At 47.1% G+C, this 23,913-nt stretch carries 22 protein-coding genes, 1 pseudogene and 1 riboswitch; of the genes and pseudogenes, 6 read left to right on the top strand and 17 right to left on the bottom strand.

Annotation, left to right across the window (positions count from 1 at the left end; all coding sequences use genetic code 11):
* Position 1: 1 nt before the first annotated feature.
* The 4 genes from RUW00_RS18500 (at position 2) to RUW00_RS18480 (ending at position 2,334) form a co-directional block, all read left to right on the top strand.
* On the top strand, positions 2 to 268 hold the full coding sequence (locus RUW00_RS18500; protein ID WP_014416946.1) for a hypothetical protein: 267 nt from the start codon (positions 2 to 4) through the stop codon (positions 266 to 268).
* A gap of 183 nt (positions 269 to 451) precedes the next feature.
* On the top strand, positions 452 to 1,069 hold the full coding sequence (locus RUW00_RS18495) for a hypothetical protein (protein ID WP_280144858.1): 618 nt from the start codon (positions 452 to 454) through the stop codon (positions 1,067 to 1,069).
* A 96-nt stretch (positions 1,070 to 1,165) separates the two neighbouring features.
* Positions 1,166 to 1,723 carry a hypothetical protein gene (locus RUW00_RS18490; RefSeq protein WP_280144857.1) on the top strand — a complete coding sequence of 186 codons (558 nt, stop codon included), beginning with the start codon at positions 1,166 to 1,168 and terminating at the stop codon, positions 1,721 to 1,723.
* 380 nt (positions 1,724 to 2,103) lie between these two features.
* Positions 2,104 to 2,334 (top strand): hypothetical protein, encoded by a 231-nt coding sequence (locus tag RUW00_RS18480; RefSeq protein ID WP_071181542.1) that lies wholly within the window; start codon positions 2,104 to 2,106, stop codon positions 2,332 to 2,334.
* A gap of 158 nt (positions 2,335 to 2,492) precedes the next feature.
* On the opposite strand, the pseudogene RUW00_RS18475 reads toward RUW00_RS18480, so the two are convergent.
* A pseudogene (locus tag RUW00_RS18475) lies at positions 2,493 to 2,678 on the bottom strand (pyruvate oxidase); the annotation flags it as partial.
* A gap of 133 nt (positions 2,679 to 2,811) precedes the next feature.
* On the opposite strand from RUW00_RS18475, the gene RUW00_RS18470 reads away from it, so the two are divergent.
* Positions 2,812 to 3,249, top strand: a complete 438-nt coding sequence (locus RUW00_RS18470; protein ID WP_280144856.1) for a GNAT family N-acetyltransferase — start codon at positions 2,812 to 2,814, stop codon at positions 3,247 to 3,249.
* Between the two features lie 115 nt (positions 3,250 to 3,364).
* Here the strand turns inward: RUW00_RS18470 and RUW00_RS18465 are convergent, their stop codons facing one another.
* The 10 genes from RUW00_RS18465 to lrpC all read right to left on the bottom strand — a co-directional run bounded on the left by RUW00_RS18465 (position 3,365) and on the right by lrpC (position 17,816).
* The gene (locus RUW00_RS18465; RefSeq protein WP_280144855.1) at positions 3,365 to 5,086 is read right to left on the bottom strand and encodes a pyruvate oxidase; all 1,722 of its coding nucleotides are present in this window, start codon (positions 5,084 to 5,086) and stop codon (positions 3,365 to 3,367) included.
* 57 nt (positions 5,087 to 5,143) lie between these two features.
* Entirely contained in the window at positions 5,144 to 5,590 is a 447-nt protein-coding gene (locus RUW00_RS18460; RefSeq protein WP_280144854.1) for an NUDIX hydrolase, read from the bottom strand.
* Between the two features lie 53 nt (positions 5,591 to 5,643).
* Positions 5,644 to 7,464, bottom strand: coding sequence for an APC family permease (locus tag RUW00_RS18455; protein WP_021495096.1), 1,821 nt, complete (start codon positions 7,462 to 7,464; stop codon positions 5,644 to 5,646).
* 156 nt (positions 7,465 to 7,620) lie between these two features.
* A riboswitch (cyclic di-AMP (ydaO/yuaA leader) is annotated at positions 7,621 to 7,767 on the bottom strand.
* 134 nt (positions 7,768 to 7,901) lie between these two features.
* The gene (locus tag RUW00_RS18450) at positions 7,902 to 10,007 is read right to left on the bottom strand and encodes a cellulose biosynthesis cyclic di-GMP-binding regulatory protein BcsB (RefSeq protein WP_280144853.1); all 2,106 of its coding nucleotides are present in this window, start codon (positions 10,005 to 10,007) and stop codon (positions 7,902 to 7,904) included.
* A 5-nt stretch (positions 10,008 to 10,012) separates the two neighbouring features.
* A complete protein-coding gene (locus RUW00_RS18445; protein WP_017419244.1) occupies positions 10,013 to 11,275 on the bottom strand; it encodes a glycosyltransferase family 2 protein in 1,263 nt (420 codons plus the stop codon).
* Positions 11,268 to 12,995 carry a DUF2334 domain-containing protein gene (locus RUW00_RS18440; RefSeq protein WP_280144852.1) on the bottom strand — a complete coding sequence of 576 codons (1,728 nt, stop codon included), beginning with the start codon at positions 12,993 to 12,995 and terminating at the stop codon, positions 11,268 to 11,270. The genes RUW00_RS18445 and RUW00_RS18440 overlap by 8 nt, the downstream gene beginning before the upstream one ends.
* Entirely contained in the window at positions 12,985 to 13,833 is an 849-nt protein-coding gene (locus RUW00_RS18435) for a diguanylate cyclase domain-containing protein (RefSeq protein WP_209387902.1), read from the bottom strand. The genes RUW00_RS18440 and RUW00_RS18435 overlap by 11 nt, the downstream gene beginning before the upstream one ends.
* Positions 13,814 to 14,899 carry a lipoprotein YdaJ gene (locus RUW00_RS18430; protein ID WP_280144851.1) on the bottom strand — a complete coding sequence of 362 codons (1,086 nt, stop codon included), beginning with the start codon at positions 14,897 to 14,899 and terminating at the stop codon, positions 13,814 to 13,816. Before RUW00_RS18430 ends, RUW00_RS18435 begins: the two co-directional genes overlap by 20 nt.
* Positions 14,900 to 15,131: 232 nt before the next feature.
* Positions 15,132 to 17,318 (bottom strand): DNA topoisomerase III, encoded by a 2,187-nt coding sequence (locus tag RUW00_RS18425; RefSeq protein WP_003156261.1) that lies wholly within the window; start codon positions 17,316 to 17,318, stop codon positions 15,132 to 15,134.
* A 63-nt stretch (positions 17,319 to 17,381) separates the two neighbouring features.
* A complete protein-coding gene (lrpC, locus tag RUW00_RS18420) occupies positions 17,382 to 17,816 on the bottom strand; it encodes a transcriptional regulator LrpC (RefSeq protein ID WP_003156263.1) in 435 nt (144 codons plus the stop codon).
* 175 nt (positions 17,817 to 17,991) lie between these two features.
* Here lrpC and RUW00_RS18415 point away from each other — a divergent pair, with 175 nt between their 5' ends.
* Positions 17,992 to 18,282, top strand: coding sequence for a DUF3817 domain-containing protein (locus RUW00_RS18415; protein WP_007410179.1), 291 nt, complete (start codon positions 17,992 to 17,994; stop codon positions 18,280 to 18,282).
* Between the two features lie 37 nt (positions 18,283 to 18,319).
* Here RUW00_RS18415 and RUW00_RS18410 read toward each other — a convergent pair whose 3' ends face one another.
* The 6 genes from RUW00_RS18410 to RUW00_RS18385 form a co-directional block, all read right to left on the bottom strand.
* Complete coding sequence (locus tag RUW00_RS18410) at positions 18,320 to 19,129, bottom strand: lipid II flippase Amj (RefSeq protein ID WP_014416933.1); 810 nt, start codon at positions 19,127 to 19,129, stop codon at positions 18,320 to 18,322.
* Between the two features lie 496 nt (positions 19,130 to 19,625).
* Positions 19,626 to 20,048, bottom strand: coding sequence for a pyridoxamine 5'-phosphate oxidase family protein (locus tag RUW00_RS18405; protein WP_003156270.1), 423 nt, complete (start codon positions 20,046 to 20,048; stop codon positions 19,626 to 19,628).
* A gap of 6 nt (positions 20,049 to 20,054) precedes the next feature.
* Positions 20,055 to 20,678 (bottom strand): GNAT family N-acetyltransferase, encoded by a 624-nt coding sequence (locus RUW00_RS18400; RefSeq protein WP_022552606.1) that lies wholly within the window; start codon positions 20,676 to 20,678, stop codon positions 20,055 to 20,057.
* Positions 20,679 to 20,765: 87 nt separating this feature from the next.
* Positions 20,766 to 21,269 carry a D-lyxose/D-mannose family sugar isomerase gene (locus tag RUW00_RS18395; RefSeq protein ID WP_017419249.1) on the bottom strand — a complete coding sequence of 168 codons (504 nt, stop codon included), beginning with the start codon at positions 21,267 to 21,269 and terminating at the stop codon, positions 20,766 to 20,768.
* A 12-nt stretch (positions 21,270 to 21,281) separates the two neighbouring features.
* Positions 21,282 to 22,142: an SDR family oxidoreductase gene (locus tag RUW00_RS18390; RefSeq protein ID WP_021495102.1), complete on the bottom strand. Its 861-nt coding sequence runs from the start codon at positions 22,140 to 22,142 to the stop codon at positions 21,282 to 21,284.
* A gap of 158 nt (positions 22,143 to 22,300) precedes the next feature.
* Positions 22,301 to 23,815, bottom strand: a complete 1,515-nt coding sequence (locus RUW00_RS18385) for a class I adenylate-forming enzyme family protein (protein ID WP_014416929.1) — start codon at positions 23,813 to 23,815, stop codon at positions 22,301 to 22,303.
* Between the last annotated feature and the right edge of the window lie 98 nt (positions 23,816 to 23,913).

Here is a 23,913-nt window from a genome sequence, read left to right as displayed (position 1 = left end):
TATGTCAGTATTTATCCTTTTTTATCTGTGGATTGTGCCGATTGTCATCGGCATCTTCTGTTCTCTTTTTGCTTATCGGACAACGGGTAAGAAACGTCTGATTCCCGGCTTTTTGATGATCGCATTAAGCATCGTTTCCTTAATCACGGGGCTTTGGATCGGCGGGGTGAACTATCATGTGTTCATCGGGGGCATGTTTTTATTCGGTACGTTATTGGCCGGCTCCGCCTTCCCGTTTTTCTTCGCTCTTTCACGCAAACGAAAATAAACAGGCATGCCGCCTGTTTATTTTTATTCATTAACCCTGAATTATAAACCGCTCCGATAATGTGATTCCGCCTCAATCAGCCTGTACATGTGTTATATAGGCTTCAGCCCATGTCCCATCATCGAAACTGCAGCCAAAATGAATCCTGCTAAAGAAGATTTTGAATTATAAGAAAAATACTGTATGAAAATCCTATTTACCCCAAAAATACCTATTGATAGAATGGTATCTGAGAGGGGAAAATGTTCAAAGCGGATCATATCGGTCCCGCCTAAATACATAGTCTTTCATTTCTCTCTACACTACATTTCTAAAGGAGGATTTCCCATTAGACACGCAGCTAAAGGCATTCTGTTTGCCGCATCTTTAGCCCTTGTAACTACTGCTTTTGTCCCCGCATCCTTAGCTAAAGAAAATCATAATAATACTGCCAATGCCACTGGAACGACCAAATCATTTTTTTATCAGACTGATACGCAATTTTCCTACGGACTTAAAGCACAAAGCGATGCATCTGTGTCAAAACCAGTCAAAGATGTAATCAGAGAAGTGCTGAAAAATAAAACAAAATTATTCAATCTTGTTGAAAAATTAGCAGGAAAGAAAATAAGAAATGAACTTGAATCCGTTTTCAATCAACACATAGAACCGGTTTTAAAGAAAATGCTGAACGAGTATGTCGCCTTAAGCTGGACTGACGTGGAAAAGAATCTTTATCTTTCACTTAAAAAGTCCGGACTTTCTGACAGCCAGGCTAAAAACCTCGCTCATTTGACAACTTTAGCAATGAAAGCATTTTAAAATCATTCATAAATGATCGTCAGGAAAATACGTATGAAGTAAATGCAAAGTGCTGTTAGATTCACTCTAATAGCACTTTTTCATTGGAGATGTCACATGACTGTCTTTTTTACTGTTTTGCTCACTTTCTTATGCTGCCTTGTGATTTCATCTCTTATTTTTATGATTCTATTAAAAAAAGAGATCGTGGATACACCGCCAAACCGCTTAGCTCATGCAGCATTCATCGCACTTATTGGATTCTCCCTGTTCTTCGCTATAACTGTACCTAGCCTAGTTATTTATTTTGTAGCTATAACTGTAAATCATTTTTTCGGAGAGTATATCATCTATGGTTCACTTTCAGACTTATACATATTTTCTGTCGTCGTCAGTATCTTAGCTTTAGTTTATATGCTTATCCTTACGGCAATTGTAAAAGGAATGACTCATGTTTTGACATTGCCTGCTTGGTCAGCCTATATCCTTGAATTCATTTTTGCATGGGCTGCTGTTTACTTCTCAATTCAATACGTTTCCAATCATATCATTGAGAACATATCTATATTTCAAGGTGGAGAAGTGCTTCTTTCATTGTTCATCACTTTCTTATTTTCGGGATTGGATATCCTTTTTACTAATTTGGATAAGATCACAAAAGAGAAATTAGGCTAAGGGGGTAACAAATATGAGGATCATGACATATATATCTTATTTTTCTATTTCTTTAGTTTTGCAGGTGGTATGGCTGCTATTAATAAAAGATACTCCTAATATATTTCTGATAGATATGATTACGGTGTCCTTCTTATTCACCCTCTTTATGTTCATCTTAGATCAAATTTTCAAAAAAAAGCGGACAACTTAGGGACTGTTTTTTAATAATCCTCGGGCTTCTCTTTCGTTTTGAAATGATTCCGGATCTGGGGATGTTGCGGAGAACCGTTCATTAATGAATAACACCAGCCTCTGTAAAATACTTCTCCTTTTATATAACATCCTGACTTTTCCGTCATATATTCAAACGAAAAAACTGCAAAAGGGAGTAATGAAACATGATATTGTTTATTGGCAAGTTCATGTTGCTCTTTTTATTCTGTTCGCTGGCATATTATTTATTTAAAATTGTTTATTACAATATAGGGAAGAACATTGCGCTTAAAACCCCGAAAGGGACAAAGACAAACCGGACGGCACTTGTGTTTGTCAAAAATGGAACTACACTGAATGATGGAGATTACCTTATGATCGCTGTTGTGACCGCTCTCTGGCTGTTCTTGAGATGAATTGCACTGGTCCTTCATAAGTTTCTTGATCAGCCATCGCTCGCCAGCCGTGGCTTTTCACAACCGTTTTCGTTTAGGACGGCTATATGCAAGCAAGCCGCCCAACAAAAAAATAAACAGGCATGCTGCCTGTTTATTTTTTTATAACCACCGGCTTCTTAAAACAGCCGTTTTAAGCTTTTCTTGAGTGACGGCATTTCGATTTTTTGGTTTTCAAAGAAGTTTTTCAGCATGTATTTGCTGAAGCCCTTCGCTTGGCCGTAAGTGATTTTTCCCGGAAGCGGCGGCTCGTCGCCGATAACGGCGTCAATAACGACCGGCTCGTTTGAGTTGAGCGCTTCATAAGAATGATTCCGCCTTCTTATTTTTTCTTAAACAACAAACCGATTCAAAACCAATTTAAAATATTGCATTATTTAGAATATCTGTGTAAGTTTTGTATAACAAAAATTAAAAATAGAGTGAGGAGGGAAACATATGATAATCAGAAGCGCGGAACCCTATGATGTAAAACAATTGACCGATTTAATGTATTTATATATCGTGGATTTTTATAAAAGACCTAAGCCACCGATTGAAAAGATACATCATTTAATTGAAATGTTATTTGAGAAGAACAGGGGTATTCAATTCGTTGCTGAACAAGATGGGGAACTTGTTGGCTTTGCAACATTATATTTTAGTTTTAGTACGACGAAAGCAGATAAAATAACAGTAATGAATGATTTATTCGTGATAGAAAAAGCAAGAGGTACAGGAGCAGCCAAAGAATTGTTTAAAAGTTGCGAGAGATTTACAAAAGAAAACGGGTATGCGCATATGTCGTGGATAACTGCATCTGATAATTACCGTGCACAAAAATTCTATGAAAAGATGGGTGGCTCCCTTGGAAATTGGCTGACCTATTCCATATAACCCGGGATGACCTTATTGAAGAAAAGCCTAAAATAAAAAGCCGGACTTTTACTATGGCTTATCTGGGTAAATAACTAAAAAATAAACAGGCATGCTGCCTGTTTATTTTTATTTGTTAAAACAGCCGTTTTAAGCTTTTCTTGAGTGACGGCATTTCGATTTTTTGGTTTTCAAAGAAGTTTTTCAGCATGTATTTGCTGAAGCCCTTCGCTTGGCCGTAAGTGATTTTTCCCGGAAGCGGCGGCTCGTCGCCGATGACGGCGTCGATGACGACCGGCTCATTTGAGTTGAGCGCTTCATGAAAAGCGGGAGCCAATTCCTCGTGTTTCGTCACTTTGATGCCTTTTGCTCCGCAGCTTTCTGCAAAAGCGGCGTAATCCATATTTTGCAGCTGGGTGACGTAGTCAATGTTGCCTTTGACCCGCTGTTCATATTCAATCATGCCTAAATTTTCGTTGTTTAAAACGACAACCGTAATCGGCAGTTTGTATTTAACAGCCGTCGGCATATCCTGCATCACCATTGAAAATCCGCCGTCTCCGCAAATGGCGATGGACTGCCGCTCAGGTTCGGCAAGGCTTGCGGCAATCGCTCCCGGAAGCCCGCATCCCATCGTGGCGAGCCAGCTTGAGACGATAAAGTCCTGCTTCTTCATCTTAAAATGACGGGCCATCCACACCGTAACCGTTCCGACATCCACTGACAGGACGGCGTCCTCTGCGGCGGCATCCTGAAGCCGGGCAATGACCTGCTGCGGCTTGAGCGGATGAGTCGCTTCGGTTTCATCCTTTTCGATTTCCTTCCACCAATGCTTCATGTGCTCGGTGCAGGCGTCCAAAAATCTTCTGTCTTCTTTATATTCAATGTATTCCGTCAGCTCTTTCAGTCCCAGAGCCGCATCACTGACGATTCCCGCATTGACGGGATAGCGCTTCCCGATTTTCGCCGGATCCGAATCAAGCTGAATAGCAGGCGTATCATCCGGGAGATAATCCCTGTATGGGAACGACGTACCGAGCATGATCAGCAGATCGCATTCCTCCATTGCTTCGTAGGCGGGCTTTGTGCCGATTTGCCCGAGATTCCCGAGAAAGTGGGGATGGCTGTCAGGCACGACGCCTTTTGCCGGAAGGGTAATGACAATCGGAGCGGCCGCTTTATCGGCGAATGCGAGCAGCTCCTCTTTTGCCGATTTTAACCCTTGGCCGGCGAGAATGACCGGTTTTTTTGCGTTGTTAATATATTGCGCGCATGTCACGAGATGTTCTTTTTTCGGCTCTATATCAGCTTTGAGGTATATCGGCGATGTGTAAACCGGCTCCCGTTTGATTTTTTGCGCGAATAAATCATCAGAAACGGTTAAAACGGCAACGCCTTTTTTGCTGTAAGCCGTGCGGATCGCCTGATTCAGAAGATCGGGCAGCGCTTCTGCCGTATGTACTTGCTGGTTGAATACCGCCACGTCCTCAAACATTTGCTCTAATTTGATTTCCTGAAAGCTGTCACGGCCGATTTCATCTGAGGCAACCTGTCCCGCAATCGCCAGCACCGGAACACCGTCCGCTTTGGCGTCGTATAAACCGTTCAGCAGATGAACGGCTCCCGGTCCTGCGATTGAAAGGCAGACACCGATCTGCCCGGTCAGTTTTGCCTCAGCCGCGGCGGCCAGGGCTGCGACTTCTTCGTGCCGGGTTTGGATGAATGTCAGGTTATTTCGTTCATGTCTCAGTTCTTCGATAAATTCATTAATGCTGTCTCCGGGAATGCCGTATATATGACCGACTCCCCATTGTTCAAGCAGCTCCGTCATTACGTGTCCTGCTGTTTTACTTGGCATACTGCATCCTCCTTTTACCTGTATTCATCCCCTTTTTCATACGGGTTGAAACACAGGCTATACTCTCAGCTTTTTTCTTAGCAGATCAAGGATGGATAACAGATTTCGGTCTTTAAGAACTGCCTTACGATTTGCCGCCCCATTGAGTCCGTCTTTTATTTGCCGTTTTCTGTTCGGCACCATGAACAGCGGCAGCCGATTAGGACAAAACCAGCGTAAAGCGGCGGTTTCCGGCCCGTTCATCAGCGGAGTTCCTCCGGTAATGGCTCCGATGATTACATGTTGTGTATCTTCAAATGCCGGCCTTTCATACTCACCGGCTTTTTTTATGATGGTCACGTTATAACCGGTTTCTTCGAAGGCCTCTCTGACGGCTGCGGATTCAGGTGTTTCACCTTCTGCGATCCTGCCCCCGGGCAAATCCCATAAGGGAATGTCTTTTCGTTTTACGAGTAATATGTCCCGCCCGTCATTTTGAATGATGACAAAAGCGCCTTGAGCCATGTCGTCCTCCTTTACAAAAAAGACCGCGGCATTTTAGCCTGCGGTCTTTGCCGTTACTTTTTAAAATGATACGGCAGGGTGGCGACGATTATGTCCTTCTTCCAAAACAGCCGGACTCGGAGCAAGAAGGCTGATTGGTTGTGAAGGATGGTCTGCCAGCGTTTTTTCGTAATGAATTGCGGAAACAGCACCATCACGGAGAACTGTTCTTTTTTCGCTTTTTGTTCGACCGTTTCTAAAAACTTATCAAACGGGTGAACCAGACTGCGGTATGAGGAATGCAGGGTGACGAGGCGGACGCCGTTATGAAGTTCTTCCCAGCGCTTTTCCACCTTTTTTTCGTTTTCTCTGTCAAAGGAAACATGAACCGCAATGACCTGATCCGATAATGATTTCGCATACTGAATCGATTTTTGGACGACGGTGGTGACACCGGCGACAGGCACGATGACGACGGTTCCCCTGATTTCCTCAGGCTTTTGATCAACGACCCGCAGCTGTTCGCCGACCGCGGTGTAGTGATTTTTAATGACGAAAAACAGCATGACGACAGCAGGCATGAATAACAGCACCGGCCAGACAAGATTGAACTTCGTCGCGAATAAAATACACAGCACCATAAATGAAATGGCGGCGCCGCATGAGTTGATCAGCATTTTTACCGCCCAGCCCTTCGGCTTCTGCCTGATCCACTTGATGCACATTCCCGTCTGCGACAGCGTAAACGGAATGAACACGCCGACGGCATAAAGCGGAATTAAATGTTCCGTGCGGCCGCCGAATAAAAGAATGAGCAAGATGGACGCGATACCGAGAAAGATGATTCCGTTTGAAAATCCTAATCGGTCGCCTCGTACCGTAAACATTCTCGGCATATACTGATCGCGCGCTAAATTAAACGCCAGCTGCGGAAAAGCGGAAAAGCCCGTATTCGCCGCAAGCACGAGAATCAAGGATGTAACGCCTTGAATGAAATAATACACCGTATGGCGGCCGAAAGTTTCCGCGGCGATTTGCGAAATAACGGTCTCGTCATGCTTCGGTCCCGTGCCGTATCCGTACGCCAGCACCGTAATCCCCGTAAATAAGATTGCCAGCAGAATCCCCATCATGGCCAAAGTGCGGGCCGCGTTTTTTGCCGGAGGATTTTTAAAGGCCGGGATCGCGTTTGAAATGGCTTCCACACCGGTCAGTGCCGAACAGCCGGATGAAAAGGCCTTCAGCAGCAAAAACAGCGTGATGCCCGCCACGGGTGTGCCGATCGGCGTGTGTTCGGCCGGATGAACCTGGCCCGTCATGAGCTTAAACAGTCCGACGACGATCAAAAGGACAAGCGCCGCCACAAACAGATAGACGGGATACGCCAAAATGGACGCCGACTCTGACAGTCCTCTCAAATTTAAAATCATAATCAGAATTACAAGCAAAACAGCAATGAGCAAATGATACGGGTGCAGGGCCGGAAATGCCGATGTAATGGCGTCAGTTCCGGCAGAAATGCTTACCGCCACCGTCAGAATATAATCAACAAGCAATGAGCCGCCCGCAATCAGACCCGGCTTCTCACCAAGGTTTTCTTTTGAAACCATATAAGCGCCCCCGCCTTGCGGATAAGCGTAAATAATCTGTCTGTAGGACAGAATCAAAGCAAGCAGCAAAATGAGAACACCGGCTGCGATCGGAATGGAATACCAAAACGCGGCCGCGCTTACCGCAGCCAAAATGATCAGAATCTGTTCCGTTCCGTAAGCAACTGATGACAGCGCGTCTGAAGAAAGCATGGCGAGCGCCTTGAGTTTCGTGAGTTTCTGCTCTCCGGCCGCCTGTGATTTCAGCGGTTTCCCAATCAAAAATCTTTTGATTGAATGGTACATTTGTTGTTTTCCCCTTTTTTTCATTTTCCGTTTGATTTACAAACCCTTACTGCTATGATGTCTCCGAATAACGATTGCATGCCATATTTCAGCACAGCAAAAAGACACAGAGGCAAACGGATGCCCCTGCGCCATAATCGTGCACAGGTTTCATTCATCTCCTCTCATGAACGCTTACGAGGTTAGCTGTCGGATTCGGGCTGATGAGAGTTGGCCCTACCTGAAAAAGGATTCACCCCAAGCGGCATCACGCGCCGCAAATTGGTTCCCCCGCTCTGATTACAGATTAAGCGATATAGATTATAAAAGAGATCATACTCCCGTCCCGTTCAGTTGTAAAGGGGCTTTTATGCTGTTTCAAAAATAAAAAAATCACCGCCAGAAATGGAAATAAAAATACAAAAAAAGAGGCCTGTTAACAGCCTCTTTTTCCTTCATTACTCTTCGCTTTTTTCATGATCCGTTTTTCTTTTTTTCCTTCTTGCCGTCAGCCAGATCAGACCGGCCGCAATGATCATAAGCGCCGCGAAAACAGCAATATACGTAACGTTCAGTGCTGCGGAACGGCTTTTCGTATCAGCCGATGGACTGCTGTCATCGGACTTGATTTGCTGATGATTCGAAAACAGCTGCCGGCCGGCCGTTTCGTTAATGACGGTTGCGGCATCGCTTGTGCTGTCTAAAAAGCTGATCAGCTCTTTTGTGACAGACGCGCCGCTTCCTGATAACGGAGCAAAAACAGCGATGCTCCGGCCGGAGTCCCAAGGTGATTCCTGGGTAAACGCGACTTGTTTCGTTGTCTCATTCAGCATTTGAAACGAAGAAACATCGTACGCGCCGCTGCGGTCTGAGGGCACGAGAAGCTTAGAAGCGTTTGATTTCAAAAGCGGAATTTGCGGCAGGCCTCCGATAAACACAACATTCCGGCCTTTGGCATCCGCTTCCTTCATGTCTGATGCCGTCTTTACGGTAAAGCCGTTTCCGAATGAATCCGCCACCAGAGAAAGCTCTTTCAGTGTCTGCATGTTTACGTCATCCGGGATGACGATCACTGTTTTCTCTTTCCCGCCGCCCGCAAACGGGAGCGGCCATTGCCCGAAATCAGCTTTCTGCGCTGCATCGCTTACCGGATACGTCAGCGTGCTGCTTTTATCAATATAGACCCATTTGTTTTCGTCACGGTCGATACACGGATTGTTATGTTTCAAGCCTGATGTGACAAATTGCAGATCAATGTACCTGCTGCTTCGCAAAAGCTTCGGATCAATCGGGATTGAGACGTGGTAAAAGCCGTCTTTATCTTTATTGCCGAGATCATCAAGACGCACCGCATTCGGCTGTCCGTTGACCATGACGTTCAGCTCCGCTCTCTCGGCGTCATTTGCTGAATCCGCCTTCGTCCGGATCGATTCCGACGTTTTTAATGTAAGTGAAAGCTTGACCTTACCGTCTTTATCAACAGCGGCCGCCGCAGGGTAAAAGAAGTGCTCTGACGCCGTTTTGTTTGATCCGATCGTTACATTTCCCGCGCCGAAGTCCTCTAGTGTCAGTTTATTGCCTGTCTTTTCCGCAGCGGGCTGAAGGCGGCCGATTGTCAAAGTATCTCCGCCCAGCTGAGCTGAATAAGCGCTGTCTGTGATGACGCGGATTTTATCCGCCAGCGTTTTGTCTGATTGCGCCGTGACAAACAGGACGGGCTGCCGTTTGTCCCCTGATGTCAGAACCCGTTCAGCGAGAAGAAGTTTGTTGTCTTCCGCTTTGATGTTCCCCTGTTCGAAAAGATCTTTTATTTTGCCGTTCCAATGCCGATCAGCGCCGATGACAATTGACGGATTGCTGATTTTGCCGGCGTCGGATTCTTTTACATAGGATACCTTCAGCCTGCTGTCTGCCGTTTTCAGAAATGCTTCTGTTTTGACTGCGGCTTCAGCTTCCGCCGAGGTCGGTTTGTCAGGAAGAATAATATCGGTTTCTTCACCCGTATTGCCTGATTGGGCAAACGGATACGGGAAATGGCCGAGATCCGCTCCCTTTGATTTGCTTGCTTCTGAAAGCACAAGGCGGCTGTCGGGATAAATTTTTATCCAGTTGCCTGACGTATCCTGCCTGACGCAGACGCCCTCTTTTAATACGCCGTAAAATCGTAATGATACATTGTGATAGCCTTGGGCGGATTGACTTTTGCTGAGATTGAGCTTCACCGTTTTCCGCTTGGAACTGCCGTCAAGCTTTATGGATTTGACGGGTTCATCATCAATGGCGATGGTTAAAGAAGACGGGGCAATTAATAAGTTTGACGCCTCGTAATCAATCAGAAGCGACTGATCGGCATTCGAAGCTCCCGCAGGAATCTGATAGGTCAGCTCTGCGCTGTCTTTCGCCCCGTACAGTGTCATCAGATCGCCAGTCAGCGCCTGCTGCTCTTTTGCGCCGGCGCTTGTTCCGAGGGCGGAACCGTCCGTTTTCAGTTCCCGGGCCGCGGCCGCCTGCCCGTTATACATCAATAGCAAAAGGCCCGTTATCAATATGATCGCTTTTTTCAAAAAGGTCACCCGCTTTTATTTTGATTGTATCGCTCCGTTTTGTACCACTTGACTTCCTGCTTGAACAAGCGGTGCTTGATCTCTGTGAATAATGACCAGATGACGAGCACGATCCAAGCCTGAGAGTATGTAAAGTACATCAGAAATACGATAAAGAAGTTTTGTTTGTTCATTTCTGTTTTTTCAATGCTTAAAGTAATCATGACCTCAGTCATAAACAGGAAAAAAGCCAGTATCCACAAAATCATCGCCAAAAACCCGACTGCCAGATGCAGGTCGTAAAAAAGATTGATGATAAAAATCGTGTTTGACATGATCACACCGAAGAAAAACAAAAAATACGTAAAAAAGAAATAAAACAGATCGAAGATGATCCGCTTGCGTTTCAGCTTGAAAAATTGGGATAAAAACTTGAGAACCACGTATTGGTTGCCGCGCGCCCATCTTGTCCGCTGACGCCACCACACCTTCCATGTCTCAGGCTCCTGCTCCCATGTCACGGCCGCCGGGAAAAAGCGGATATGGTAGCCGAGATTATACACGCGGATGGTCAGCTCGGTATCCTCCGCCAGCGCCTTATCATCCCAGCCGCCGAGCTGTTCGATAATGCTCCGCCTGATCGCGAAGTTCGTCCCCGGGATGGTGGCGATTTTGAACCATTTCCATCTGCCGCCCTGCGCCATCCACTGAAAGCAGATGGTTTCAATATTGATAAACTTCGTCAGGATCGTTTTGGCCGCGTTGATGACACGGAATTTCCCGACAACCGCTCCCGCTTTCTCATCATTCATCAGACCGAGAACCAGGTAGTACACCGCCATTTTTTCCGGCGTATTGTCCGCATCATACACGCAGATCACGTCTCCGTTCGATTCCGCGAACCCTGAGTTCAGCGCCGAAGATTTTCCTTTTCCGGCGTTCGGGGGCTTTGTGATGACCATTTTAATGAAGTCATACTGACGGGAAAATTCATTGACGATGTCTCCCGTCCGGTCGGAGGAATTATCATTAACGACGATGATCTCAAGCCTGTCTTTCGGATAATACAGGTTCACCATCGCCTTCAGCGTCTGCCTGATGACGACCTCCTCGTTATGCGCGGGAATGAGCACGCTGACCTTCGGGAGCTCCCCCATCTTTGCGCGCCATTTCGGAATGTTCCGTTCGAAGGTCATATAATGCCTGAATCCGCCCTGCATCAGAAACATGTGATAGAGAAGCATCACCCATATTAAACTTAATGAGATAAAAAACAGAATGTTACTCAAGGCTTCTTCTCTCCTTAAAGATTCGTTTTTTTAATGTGGCGCGCAAATAAAGAACGTAGCAGGCGAACATGATGATAAACAATAACACCACGCCGGAGAGAATCCAAAGCGCTTTTTCCAGAGGCGTCTGCTGATGGTGATTGAAAAAGGCCGTTATCGGATGAATCTTGTTTTCCACATGAATGGTTCCGTCTCCGTCCGTTTTGATCCTGACGCTGTCCGACGTTACCGTTTGCTTCGTTTTCTTCAGATCGAGCCACTCGCCGCCGGGAATCCGCTCCATCTGATTGACGAGCTCGGGGAGGTATTTCATGCCGAGATACGGATGGTAGAAACCGCCCGCCGTTCCGCCGCCGAAATCAATCATCTGCGAAATATGATTCTCCATATCTCCGAGCGGATTTTCCTTTGAGTTATCGGCATAACCGATTGTTTCAGGGTACAGCGTCATCCCGTCCAGCATAGCCGGCTTTGAGACGAACGGGGGGGCGCCCGAGGTTTTCCACGTCGTGCCGCTGAGCTGCACTTGTCCGAAAATGCTGGAGAAATAAGAAGATGCGATTTTGTAGCCTTCTTCAGACATCGTATAGTGCGGCGCTTCGAATGACAGCGGGTAAAGGCCGAGCTCTGTCAGATCGTCAATCGCCTGCTCCAGCTTCGTTCTCGTGTAGATGTTTTCTTTTTCACGGAAAGGCTTCACATACGCCCGGTACGCTTTTTCATTCGGAAAATCCTGTTCCTTTTCAAGCTTGACCGGAGTATCATCCGCATTTTCTGACGTAATCGGCTGATCCGCTTTGGCATCCCAAAATTCAAAGCCTTCTCCCGTTTCGCTGTATCGGTATGCGTGCGTGTAGCCGTGAATAATGATGCTGCCGCCCATTTGCTGAAGTTTTTTCAGGACGCTGACCATTTTCGGCTTGTCCGCCAGGTATACTTTTTCTCCGTTTTCCGGATTGAGATAGACCGGAATGACCGCCAGAATAAACGGAATGTGTCTTTTATGCAGGTAAGCGCCCGCTTCGTAAAGCAATGTTTCATCTGACATCGGACTGATGTCTTCAAGCCGCAAATAAAGGAGGGTGCCGCCCGCTGATTCTCCGAAAGCGCTGCGCAGCGCTTTCGCCGTCAGAAACGAATCATTTAACAGGCTCGTCACACCGAAATAATAGTCAGAGCGCGCCGTTTTCCACATAAAAGGGCGGGTGCTGCCGTCACCGGACCGGTATGTATAAAGGGGCTTTCCTTTTACTCCCGATACGCCGAGCACGGACATTCCTTTATCAAGCGGCATGTCTGTTTTTTCTTCTTTGCCGTAAATGCGGTATACCGTTTCTTTCTCTGTCAGGGACAAACCCGCAAATTGGCGGAACTGTCCGGCGTTATAGCCGATGCTGATAAGCTGCTGCGGCATGCTGCTGATCAGTGACACAAATGATGTGCTGAGCTTTTTTTTCGTGACGCCGTAATAGATGACGCGCCGATTCTTTTTGAGGTCCGCGGCTGTGATGTCTCCGTCGCTTTTCACGGTGACGGCTGATGAGAAATGGCCCGCGGTCAGATCAAGCATTTTGACCTCAGCGGTTTCTTTGCCGTCCGTGCTTGTATAAATAATGAGAATGCCGTCCTTTTTGTCTTTTGCTTCCGCCGTAAGGGGAACATAAACCGCCGAAATCATGAAGAGCGCCGAGAGTAAGAGACGTATCCATTTAGAGTTCATTCATCATCATCTCGTTTTCCAGTTCATTTAAAAATTGCTCGGCCGTTTGTAAATCCTTTCGGTACGCCAAGTAACATACACGGAAGGTGATGGAGACGTATTTACCGTTTTGCAGCCGGTACGTATCCAATTCCTTTTTCAGCTTCGCCAGAACGGCCGGCATGTTTTCTTCAGGCGTATGGGTCAGCACGATGCCGAACCGTTCGGCGGACGGCCTGAATTTTTTGTCTGTTTCCCGAACGCTTGACCGGATTTGGCGGCTGATAAATGCCAGCAGACGGTCGGTCTCTTTTTCTCCGTAGAGGGATTTGAATTCCTTGAAATAATGCATGTGCAGCAGCAAAAAGACGAAGGAATTGCCGTAGCGTTCCGCCCGCTTGATTTCCTCAGAAAGCTCCAGCTTCATCCGCAGATGGTTGTCAAAGCCGGTCACCCTGTCGACGGCGACAAAGCTCGTAATCTCTTCACGCAGCTGTTTCACTGAGCGCTCAAGCTCCTTCGCCAACTCGTGAATCCTTCCCGCTATGTAAGAAAAGAGCAGCAGCGCAATCCCCCAAATGACCAGCACCTGCAGACTTTCGGCACCGGCAGACGCCATAAAGCCCCCGGTCTGAAACCACAGGAGCAGGCTGCCGAGAACAAATAAGACGAGTAAGGTGATGACGAGCGCGTAGATTGCCCCGAACCATATGCCGGCTCCCGTGACAAGCAATGTGATGCAGGTTATCAGAAGCCCTGCGGATTGCTGAGACGCATAGTAAATAAAAAAAGACAGCAGCACCAGCATAACTGCTGTGTAGCTGCACAGTTTTTGTGATTCATTGAATGATATTTTCATTAAACAATTTCCTTTCAGCCAGAAGCGGCAGCAGGTTATCGAAAGAATGTGTATCGCCCCCGCTCATATAACCGCCGTAATCAGGTTTCAGCGTGTCCAGCGTTTCAAATGAAGTCATTCTTTCATAAAGCGGCTTGATGACAGCCGGATCAGCTTTTTGTTCTGCTAAAAAAAGAACGGCCAGGGCGTAAACGGACGGTGATTCGTACTGAACCGCCGGCTCCTTCGTGTCTGCGCTGTACCGTCCGTACAGCTGTCCGCGCGACTTAAATTCCTCTATCATCCATTTTGACAGCACGGCGGCTTTGTCATCGCCCCGCTTCAGATTCACGGCGGCGTACAGCTGGTCGATGACATTCACTTCGCTGTCATATTTGTATTCCTTTGTTTCAGTATTGAACGATTTCGGCAGAAAACCATTTTTCAGGGGCGCAAGATTGAGAACATCAAGGTTCCGGTTTTCCGTTTTCTCATCGATAATCCCCTTTTCTCTGAGCATCTGTAAGGCGCCGGGGTCGACATAGGACAACGTCACGGTCTTTGATGCGGCATTTGAAGCGGCATCATAATAATCCGTAAAATACCCGTCATTCGTATTGTATTTTTCCAGCGCCTTCCCGATCTGCACCGCTGTTTTCCCGTATTCACTGTTACCCCACAGGGTTCCGGCCTCATTCAGACAGTTCATAATTCTGAAATCGTCAATTAAGGCATTGGTGCCGCTCGCTTTATTCCCGTCAATCTTCCACGACACGAGCCCGTTTTTCGTCAGAAACGAATCGGTGAGAAGCTGATATTGCGCTTGAAACTGCCGTTCATCTTTCCTGTTCAGCAAAAATGCCATCCATAGTCCGAGAGACTCAGATAAATATTCCGGCTCACCGGATATGTTCGTCCGGATCATCTCCCGCCCGTTCATCAATTTATGATAAATAAAATGCTCTGCGGGCTGAAGCCGTCCGGACGGTTCGGCCGCCGCCTGTTTTTCAGTGCCGGCCTCCGCGCACCCCGCCGTCAGAACGATCGAAATCAAAAGGATCATCAGACGAAAAACGAATTGCTTCACAGTCTATCCTCCTATTTTACAAATCCTTTTTTAGACCCATATCTTATTTTTTCACAAAGTATTTTTACTATATAGGAAACGATAAAAGAATACTAGCATTTTTTCACATTGGAAAATTTTAAATGGGAGCACCGCCTGCTCACCTTTTCCCTCTTCACAGGATCGTATTCCCATTACAGTAAAAAACACAAAAAAAGGCAGCATTTCGTTACAAATGCTACCTTTCTCTGATTTATTTATCCAGGCCGAGTTTTTTCAGCTGTTCTGCCAGCGCGTTGTTCATCGGTTCCTCTTTGTTTTGGCTTTTCATATAAGAGTTGATGTCCCGCTTGGATGCGCGTCCGGATTTATCTTTCGCCTTGCGCTTTTCAAAGACGGACAGTTTCTCCCGGTGGCCGCATACACATGCGAAGGTTTGGCCTTCGCCCTGGCCGCGAAGCTCCATTTTCTTATGACAGTTCGGACAGCGGGCGTTTGTTTTTCTTGCCAGCGTTTTCCGGCTGCCGCACTCACGATCCTGACATACGAGCATCGTGCCGCGTTTGCCGTTGACTTTAAGCATCATTTTGCCGCAATCAGGGCAGGCGGTGCCTGAAATGTTGTCATGTCTGAAAGTTTGGCTGCTGTTTTTGATTTCCTTCACCGTTTTGCCCGCATATGTTTTCATGTCTTTAATGAACACGGCGGATTTCAGTTTGCCCGCTGCGATGGCGGAGAGCTTTTGCTCCCACTCAGCGGTTAAGGCCGGCGATTTTAAATCTTCCGGGACGAGCTGTAAGAGCTGCTTCCCTTTTGACGTAATGAAAATATCTTTTTCTTTTTTCTCGATTAAGAAACTGTTGAACAGTTTTTCAATGATATCAGCGCGGGTGGCGACTGTTCCGAGTCCGCCGGTTTCACCCAATGTTTTCACTAGGTTCTTCTCTTCTCCCTGCATAAAGGCGCTTGGGTTCTCCATTGCGGATAACAGCGTGCCTTCATTAAAGCGCGCCGGCGGTTTCGTCTGTCCGCTCGTTTCTTTCAATGATGAGACAGTGAGGCGCTGACCCTGCTGAAGATCCGGGAGCGTCTGGTCTTTGTCTTCCTCGTGATCGTCGTCATCCTCGTACATATCATACACGGCTTTCCAGCCAGGCGATTGAACCGTTTTCCCTTTTGCGGTAAATGTTTCGCCGCCGATATCGGCTGTAACCTTTGTTTCTTCGTATTCGAACGCCGGCATTAACACGGCGAGAAAACGTTTGGCAATCAGATCGTAAAGTTTTCGTTCTTTGTCGCTGAGGCTTGAAAGGATCAGCGGCTCCTCTGTCGGAATGATAGCATGGTGATCCGATACTTTCGCATCATTGACGAATCCTTTATGCGCCTTGACGCCCCGCTTCAGTATTTGATTGACGTACTGTGCGTACGGCTTAACTTCCATGCCGTTTAAACGGTCTTTTAAAGTCGGCACGATGTCTGCGGAAAGGAATCTGGAATCCGTCCGCGGGTAAGTGACAAGCTTATGCTGTTCATACAGCTTTTGAAGCACGGACAGCGTCTCTTTTGCGGAAAAACCGAAGCGCTTATGAGCGTCCCGCTGCAATTCCGTCAAGTCGTAAAGACCGGGAGCGAAGCTTTTCTTCGCCGTTTTTTTCAATTCTGAAATGACTGCCGGCTTTCCTTGCAGATCTTTTGCCAAACGGCCGGTCACCGTCTGATCGAATGTTCTTGTCTGCTTTGTTTTTTTATCCTGCCATGTCAGCGTCATCTGATCAGCCGCCGCGCGGAGACCGTAATAAGGAACGGGTTTGAACGCCTGAATGTCCGCTTCACGCTTGGCGATCATCGCCAGTGTCGGAGTCTGAACGCGTCCGCATGACAGCTGTGCGTTAAATTTCGTCGTCAGGGCGCGGGTCGCGTTGATGCCGACGATCCAATCCGCTTCCGCTCTGGCAACCGCGGAATGATACAGGTTTTCGTACTCTTTGCCGCTGCGGAGCTTCTGGAATCCTTCTTTAATCGCCTTATCTGTCACAGAAGAAATCCACAGCCGCTTAATCGGTTTGCGGACGTTTGCCTTCTCGATGATCCAGCGGGCCACAAGCTCCCCTTCCCGTCCTGCGTCTGTAGCGATTACGATCTGGCTGACGTCTTTTCGGACAAGCTGAGCTTTGACCGCATTGAACTGTTTTCCTGTTTTTTTAATGACGACGAGCTTTAAAGGCTCCGGAATAATCGGCAGATCCTCAAGCCGCCATGATTGAAATTCTTTGCCGTATCCTTCAGGGTCAGCGAGCGTTACCAGATGCCCGAGCGCCCATGTGACGATGTAGCGGTCGCCTTCAAGATATCCGTTTCCTTTTTTATGACACTTCAGCACGCGGGCCAAGTCCCGGCCGACTGAAGGTTTTTCAGCTAATACAACTGTTTTTGACATGCTTTTCACTTCTCTTTCTTTCACAATCATCCTGTTATTATAACAGACTTCCTCACGCTCTCTCTAATCGAGGACGTTTTTTGTGTCAATTTCTGAGAAAATGACGTGGGTCACGGTTTGGGCATACGGAGAGGTGCGGTTAATGAAGTGTTCGATCGTTTCCAGGCTGTCCGCGTTAATCTTCAGCATATAACACGCCGCGCCGGCGACCCGAAAACAAAATTCAATGTTGGGAATGGATTGAATGTAGGTTTTGAATTGATCGTATTTTCCGTTTTTCACCGTCGCTTCGACAATGCAGGAAACGGGAAGTCCGATCTTTTTTTGATCAATGTCCAATGTATAGCGTTTAATAACGCCGAAGGATTCAAGCTGTCTGACACGCTCTGTGACGGACGGGGCTGACAATTTGATTTTTCTGCCAAGCTCCCGCATGGACAGGCGGCTGTCCCGCTGCAGCTCTTTAATGATGCTCAGATCAACATTATCTAGTTTCATGACTGTAGTCCTTCCTTACCCTTTTGGCTATATTATCAAGAGAAATCCGAAAAATGACAAGAACAACAGGCTGAATTAATGAAGGTTTTTTAGGAACAGACGCGAAATGGTCATATTAGGACTGCCCTTTGCTTATAGTATAGAGGAAAAAAGATGTCCGACAGGAGGGAGCTGTATGTTACACACGCCGATCGGCAGACTTCGCACGATGGGGTTTATTGAAGGAATGTCGCTTTTGGTGCTGCTGTTTATCGCGATGCCGCTGAAGTATTGGGCTCATCATCCGCTCGCCGTCACTATTGCCGGTTCCATTCACGGCGGTTTGTTTATCATTTATCTGGCGGTGCTGGCGTATGCGGCGTTCACTGTCAAATGGCATGTGAAATGGTCAGCCGCCGGTTTTATCGCGGCCTTTATTCCGTTCGGTAATTTTATTTATGATCGCGGCCTGAGACATTATCAATAAAAAAGCTCCTCTTCTGCAGAGGAGCTTTTTTCATGCGTTACATCCATTTCGTCACCCAGGCGATATAATAAGCGCCGGGGATGAATACGAGCTGAGCGAGAAGCGTGCCCGCGACCCTTGATGTGACCATCGTCAATGATGTCCATTTTAAGGAGACGTAGCTGCGCTTGCCCTTCGCCACATCGTCTGCCAGTACGGAAACTTTCGGATCAACAAACACAGCCAACAGCATAGTCGCAACTCCGTTGATTAAGCCTGATGCCATCACGGCCGTCGTGCTGTGCTCAGGCGCCAGAAGGCCGGCGTACAGAGCGGACAGAACACCGATCGTGTAAATAGACGTAATGACCATATTAATGACAAACAAGCGTTTCGGGATCATTCGGAATTGAAGCCCCTTTAAATAGGAGACTGACGGCAGTCTGATATAAGAACGCGCATGCTTCAGCCCGTTCAGTGAAAATCCTTTTTTAAATACCTGCATAACGGAGCCTCCTCCGTCCGCCAAGTGTATAATCGCCCGGGTGAATAACGCGACGAATGTCGGCAAAAGACAGATGCCGAGTATCGTTCCGACCGTGGAGCCGAATATTAAAAATCGAAACTGGGCGCCCACAAGAGACAAGGCGTTTGATCCGGCGGCATCAATCAGATGTCCGGTAAACGGCTGCTGAACCATGTTTGACATGCGCGACACGATGACCATGACATTAAATAATGACAGCGCGGACGCGATAAAACCGACTCTCGCGCCGGAAAGGCGTGTTGCATAGGCAAGCGTTTCAATCGAATGTATCAGCAGCAGAAAACAGAAGATAAACAGTACTTGTGAAGTAATAACGTGCAATGTATGATTCCTCCAAATCTTTTCTACTGATTAGACTCTGCAGACTGCGGCGAGGTTTCGGCCGGTTGCATAAAAAAACCGCCCGGATGTCCGGCGCGGTTTTGTCTTATTCTTTTCTTACGCAAATAAATAATATATGGTTGCCCGCCTTAGCCCGCGGGTGATTCGTATAAACAGTTCCGATAGAATCATTCTTCGAAAGTAAACACCATGGAAGTTCTTGAACACAAGACAACGAAAGCCCTACCTCTCAATCGTCACTGCGGCTCCGAAGCCGCGCCGGTGTGAATTGTAAAACAAAAAGTCTTTTTTCCATCTCTTCGTTAGGGGCGAATGTCAGAAGGAAAAGAATAAGCTCAGCTTTTTTTCAAGCTGTCCGTTGAAGCCTGAAGCTTCTATATCAAAACAGAAAAAAGAAGTTTACTTTCTTTTTTATTTGCATGTTGTCACTTAGCAATTAAGTATAACAGATTGCCCCTGAATGATCAAATGATTTTTAAAGTTCCAGCTCGGCCGGCGTTTTTTCACCCGCGTTCATGAGCTTGATCTGCTTCGGTTCAATTTCAAGAATCACCAGGTTCGGATCGTCTTTTCCGTCAAACCAGCGTTCCAGTTTCGGATCCCACAGCTTTTCTTTTAAATCGGCTGAGTTGTTCAGTTTGGCGGTTCCGGCCACTTCCACATAAGCGTCTCCGAATCCTTCACAGTCATACCCTAACAGAATATGAACATTCGGATTGTTTTCAATTTCTTCCGCTTTATGAGTGTCTTTGCTCGTCGGCGTGTAAATCGTTAAGCCGTCATGGAAAAATGTCATGTAGCGTGAATGCGGTTTGCCTTGCTCTACCGTCGCAAGCGAACCGACTTTATGATGATCCAGTACTTCAAGCACTTTTTCTTTGATTTCATTTTGATTCATGAAGAATCACTCCTTTTTAACGTCTCCGCTGTTACTTTTCCACATTGGGGAGACATTTAAACCAAGAAATGTGCTCTTCTGCCGATCTTCGCTCCATTCCCGCTTCAGCATGCTGTAGGTCACCGTGTCATGATAGGCGCCCTGTACGAAAATGCCTTCTCTCGTCAGTCCTTCTTTCTGAAATCCGAGCCGTTCTGCCACCGCCCTGCTTTTCGTGTTTTTTTCAGCCGCGCTGATCATGATGCGGTTCAGGCCGAGATCCTGAAATGCATGGGTGATGACCGCCCGGCAGCTTGCGGTGATAATGCCGAATCCTTCATGCTCTCGATCCAGCCAGTAGCCGATCTCTGCTTTTTGATTGACTGGATCGGCATTATGGATGCTGATCATGCCGCAAAACCGGCCCTTCACAAAAATTCCGGCGTCAAACCCATTCTCTTCCGCGTATTTATAGCGCCATTCAGGGATGATCACATCTCGGTACGTATCAATATCAGCCAGTTCTTCCGCCCAGCTGAGCCATTCGCTGAGATGGTTTTGATTTCGCTTCATAACAGAATACAATTCGTCCGTATCTTCTTTGGCAAGCAATCTGATCGTCAGATGTTCCCGGATTTGACAGGAAAACACGACCACACCTTCTTTCCTTTATTAGCCATTATACAGGTAAATTTATTTTTTTCCATACAAAAAAAGATGAGGCGTGCAGCCTCATCCTTAAATGCGCGGGTCGGTGAAAACATCGTGATCATCCGTGCTTGTCGATGACATTTCCGTAATGACCGCCCCTTCTTCTCCCGCTTGAAACCAATGCTTCGTATCCGGCGGAATGGTGTATTGTCCGCCCGGTTCAAGCACAATCTCATGCCAGACGGTGTAGTATTCCTTGTCTTCTTCCGGCGGGAGGACGTTTGGGTTTTCTGTCTTTTCACCTTCCACGTAGAGGTACACCTTCCCCCAGCGGCAGCGGAATGTCTCTTGTTTTCCCTTCTCGCCGCCGACCGGCGGATGGCGGTGTTCCGGACACGTCTGGCGCGGGAAGAGCACCAATTCTTTCGAACAGTAGCGGTCGGTATTCACGTAAATAAACAGCTGAAGCCCGGTTTCCTCAAGCTTGCCTAAGCCGTAATCCATGATTTGAATGTCTTCGACTTCATCATCAGTCAGAACGATTCCCGCTTTTTGATAGTATGCATTCACGTCATGTTTCGATATCGTCATGCTTCAGCCCCCTTATGTGGTCACAAATTTGCCGCCGTTGACATGCAGCGTCTGCCCGGTCATATAAGATGATTCATCTGAGGCCAAGAGCACATAGCAGCCGACATGTTCAACAGGCTGGCCTGCCCGGCCCATCGGCGTAGTCTGACCGAAGGAAGCGACTGTTTCTTCTGAGAATGTCGCCGGAATAAGCGGTGTCCAGATCGGCCCCGGCGCCACGGCGTTGACACGGATACCGTCGTTGACGAGCGCTTGCGCCATGGATCTCGTAAAACCGTTAATCGCGCCTTTCGTAGCCGTGTAGTCAATCAGCTGCGGATTGCCTGTGTAAGGATTAATGGATGTCGTATTGATGATCGCGCTGCCCGGCTTCATGTAATCAATCGCTTTTTTAGTCAAATAAAATTGTGAGTAAAAGTTTGTCTTAAAGGTTCTGTGAAGCTGCTCGCTTGTGATATCTTTAATGCTTTCTTTCGGATGCTGTTCCGCGGCGTTATTCACGAGAATATCAAGACGCCCGAATTCTTCAACCGTTTTTTCAACGGCTTCATTACAAAAGTCTTCCTCACCGACATCGCCGGGGATTAACAGACATTTTACGCCTTCTTCTTCCACTCGTTTTTTTGTATCTTTCGCATCATCGTGTTCATCAAAATAGACGATCGCGACATTTGCGCCTTCCTTCGCGTAAGCAACCGCTACGGCGCGTCCGATACCGCTGTCGCCCCCTGTGATAAGTGCGGTTTTCCCTTTTAATTTATCAGCGCCTTTATATTCTTTGTATTCATAAACAGGCGCCGGATTCATTTCGCTCTCAATGCCCGGCTGGCGGTTTTGTGATTCCGCCGGGAATTCCTTCGGATAGTTTTCCATGTCAAGTTCCTCCTTCTTGTTCGATCTCATATTTCTTGTCTACCTCGGCAGTCTTCCGGATAAACATGAATGAGACAGTTCAAAACGTTTTCGGAGAAAAATGTTTCACATGGAACGCAAGAAAAAAACCCGGCTGGCAGCCGGGTTTTTATTTTCTATTATGAACGTACCGCTTGTTTGCGGAGCACGTCTTTTCTCACTTTTCCAAGGTTGTTTTTCGGAAGTTCGCTGACGAACTCAATTTCCGGAATTTTAAAGGCGGCAAGACGTTCTTGAAGGAATCGGGTCACTTCTTCTTCTGTCAGGCCTTCTCTGCCGTTTGTCACGATGAACGCTTTCGGCTTTTCGCCGTAGAGCGGATCAGGGATACCGACAACCGCCGTTTCGAGAATGCCCGGCACTTGCTGAATGACCTCTTCAATCTGGTCGGGATAAATATTGTCCCCGCCGTAGATGATGACATCTTTATAACGTCCGGTGATAAAGATAAATCCGTCTTCATCCACATAGCCGGAATCGCCGGTATGGAACCAGCCGTCTTTCAGCACTTTTCGTGTCGCTTCTTCGTTACCTTCGTAGCCTTTGAATAAAAACGGACTTGTCACAACGACTTCTCCGATTGAGCCTTGCGGAAGGACTTCGCCTGTTTCCGGATCTACAACGCGGACGTCCACTTCTTCCATCGGTTTACCCGCGGAAGCGGCTTTATCCATTCCCATTTGCGGATTCCAAGAGCTGATGCCCCACGCTTCCGTGCTTCCGTATCCGTGCATGAGCGGGATGCCGATGTCGAGATACTGCTGGATCAGACTGCTTGGCACCTTTGTGCCTCCCGTCATCATATAAACGATAGAAGACATGTCAGTCTGATGCGTTTCCCATGCTTTCAGCAGGTATGTGTAATAGACAGGCAGCGCCATCACGGTTTGAATTTTCTCTTTTTCGATGAGCTTCAAGTTTTCCACAGGGTCCTGATTGTCTGTCATAATGAATGTCGTTCCGCTCATCGTGCCGACCATCTGGCAGATAATCGCGCTCGTATGGTAATTCGGATGGCATGCTAAGAAGCGGACATGCTGCATTCTCCCCGTGTATGCCAATGTCGCGTTTACGTAGTTGTATATGCCGCCGTGAGTGATCATGCAGCGTTTCGGATTGCCGGTTGTACCTGAGGTAAACATCAGCAATGCCGTATCGTTTTCAGACACCGTTTCGACATCCGGTGTATCACCGGAGCCTGTCAATAAAGCGTCAAACTCAGGCGTTGTCTCCGCAGCTGTTCCTGTTACGACCTTCAGTTTAAGAGAAGATGCAAGCGCAGGAAGCACTTCTTCCATGATCTCTTTAAATTCAGTGCTGTAAAAAACAGCTTTCGGTTCACAGGCTGCTAAAATGCCTTTCATTTCGTAAGGTGTTAATTGCCAGCTGACCGGCACAACCACCGCGCCGATTTCGAGTGCCGCAAACATGACAATGGATGCCGCGTGGCCGTTTTTGCAAAGCATCGCCACTCTGTCGCCTTTTTTTATTCCTTTATCAAGAAGCGCTTGTGCAAGCTGGTTGATTCGTTTTCGATATTCCGCGTAGGTCAGGGTATACGCACCGCTTTTTACAGCTTCGATCTCTTCGCTATTTGAAATGTCATGCAGAATCAGATGCTGTAATGTCTCCATATTTTCATCTCCCATAATGATAAATCACAAAAAAACTCTGTCAGATTTTCTTTCTCACGCAACCCATTTTAAACCAAAAAATATAACTTGTAAAACTA

The organism is Bacillus sp. IS1, assembly GCF_032461585.1.
Lineage (GTDB): Bacteria > Bacillota > Bacilli > Bacillales > Bacillaceae > Bacillus > Bacillus velezensis.
Note: the sequence above shows the minus strand (reverse complement) of the source record. Positions and strands in the feature narration are given on the sequence as shown.